Source organism: Mesorhizobium sp. M5C.F.Ca.IN.020.29.1.1 (genome assembly GCF_003997375.1).
Lineage (GTDB): Bacteria > Pseudomonadota > Alphaproteobacteria > Rhizobiales > Rhizobiaceae > Mesorhizobium > Mesorhizobium wenxiniae.
Genome location: NZ_RZSW01000803.1, coordinates 1 through 2022, shown reverse-complemented (window position 1 = coordinate 2022; position 2022 = coordinate 1). Strand labels below are relative to the sequence as shown.

Sequence of the window (2022 nt, the reverse complement as noted above, 5' to 3'; positions counted from 1 at the left end):
TTGCCGCGCCGGTCGAGCTGCTCGAGAACAAATATTTCGAGCCTGCCGCGGTTGCGCTGGATGATCGCATGGTGGCGGATGATCCCGTCGCTCCGCCTTGGCGGATCGGCTGGTTCGGTGCGCTCCGGTGCCGCCGCTCCCTGGAGCTTCTGGCCGAATTTTCCCGACGGCTCGACGGTCGCTTCGAAATCATCCTCAGGGGCCGCCCGGCGCTTTCCGAATTTCCGGATTTTCACGGTTTTGTCGAAGCCGAGCCCTGGCTTTCGTTTGGCGGGCCCTATCGGAACCCCGAGGATATGGCGACGATCTACCGCGAGGTCCATTTCTCCTGGGCCATCGATTTTTTCGAGCAGGGGCTGAATTCCGAATGGCTGCTGCCCAACCGTCTCTACGAGGGCTGCCGCTTCGGCGCCGTGCCGATCTCGATGGCCAACACCGAAACCGGCCGGTTCCTCGACCGGCAGGGGATAGGCGTTCTTTTGCGTCAAGCCACGCCTGAGGCCCTCGAAGCCGCCCTGGGGGATATGGACGAGCATCGTTTCGGGAAATTGCGGGCGCGTGTTCTTGCCCGCAATCCGCGAACCTGGAGCCATGATCGCAGCGATTGCCGGGCGCTCGTCGAAAAGCTTCGCGGGTTGACGGTTGTGCAGGATCGGTATGCTGCCCAGGCACTGGCTTAGGATGGCTATCGATGGACATGGGCCGATGATGCCAACCGAAAAGCTTGGGCCCAGCCTGATCGTGATTCCGTGCCTGAACGAAGCGGCTCACATCGGTGCGCTTGTTCATGAGCTTCGACCGTCGGCCGAGAGGCTCGGTGCCCGGATCGTCGTTGCCGATGGCGGCAGCACGGACGGCACGAGGGTAATCGTCGAGGAGATTGCCAGGAAAGATCCGCGGATCATCCTTCTTCACAATGAAAAGCGCCTCCAGAGCGCGGCGATCAATCTCGCCGTTGCCAGTTACGGCGAGGGGGCTGAATATCTCATTCGCATCGACGCGCATGGCGGCTATCCCCCCGACTATTGCGATCGGCTGGTCGAGGAGGCGCTGGCCACCGGCGCCGATTCCGTCGTCGTCTCCATGCTGACCAGCGGCAGCGGCACGGTGCAGAAAGCGGTGGCGGCTGCACAGAATTCCAAGCTCGGCACGGGCGGCTCGAAGCACCGACATCTCTCAGTGGGCGAGTGGGTCGATCACGGCCACCATGCGCTGATGCGGATATCGGCCTTCAAGGCGGTGGGCGGCTATGACGAGACGTTCAGCCACAACGAGGATGCGGAGTTCGACTATCGGCTCCGTCAGGCCGGTTACCGAATCTGGATGAGCGGCAAGACGCAAATGATCTATTACCCGCGCGCGTCGCTCGCCGGGCTGTATTTCCAGTATCTCGGCTATGGCCGCGGCCGCGCAAAAAACGTTCTCAAGCATCGCATGATACCGAAGGTCCGGCAGATGCTGCCGCTTCTGGTGTTCCCCGTTGTCCTTCTCTCTGCCTTTTTCTTCGTGCATTGGTTGGCGGTCGTGCCGCTTCTGGTGTGGGCGTCGGTTTGTCTCGGCTATGGCGTGTGGACTGCCATCAGCCAGCGCAATCCGGACAATGCGCTTGCTGGGATTTCGGCGATGGTCATGCATTTCGGCTGGTCCGTTGGCTTCTGGCTGCAACTGCTTGGACCGCGATCACAGAGTAGGAGGGTAGCGTGATGGGTGTGGCCGAAAAAAACCGCAGCATCGACATCTGCGTCTGCACGTTTCGGCGGCCGGAGCTTGCCGACACGCTTCGCTCCATAGCCGCCCTGGAGGTGCCTTCGGGATTCGACATTCGCGTCATCGTCGCCGACAATGATGACGGGCCGACGGCCGAGTTGCTGGTGGCGACGCTGGCGGAGACGTTGAAGCTGCCGATCAGCTATCGTCATTGCCCGGCGCGCAACATCTCGATCGCCCGCAACGCCTGCCTCGACGCCAGCATGGCGGATTTCGTCGCCTTCCTCGACGATGACGAAACGGCATCGTCCAGAT

2 protein-coding genes and 1 pseudogene are annotated in these 2022 nt (G+C 61.9%); all 3 read left to right on the top strand.

The features are described 5' to 3' along the window. A pseudogene (locus tag EOA85_RS33725) lies at positions 1 to 680 on the top strand (glycosyl transferase family 1); the annotation flags it as partial. A gap of 28 nt (positions 681 to 708) precedes the next feature. Beyond that, the gene (locus EOA85_RS33720; protein ID WP_127212584.1) at positions 709 to 1704 is read left to right on the top strand and encodes a glycosyltransferase family 2 protein; all 996 of its coding nucleotides are present in this window, start codon (positions 709 to 711) and stop codon (positions 1702 to 1704) included. Then, positions 1704 to 2022: glycosyltransferase (locus EOA85_RS33715; RefSeq protein ID WP_127212583.1), on the top strand; the 319-nt coding region annotated here is incomplete at its 3' end. The genes EOA85_RS33720 and EOA85_RS33715, both read left to right, overlap by 1 nt.

What these genes read in the sequence shown, in the direction of transcription:
- EOA85_RS33720 (WP_127212584.1), top strand. Translation starts at nt 709, where the DNA reads ATGCCAACCGAAAAGCTTGGGCCCAGCCTGATCGTGATTCCGTGCCTG.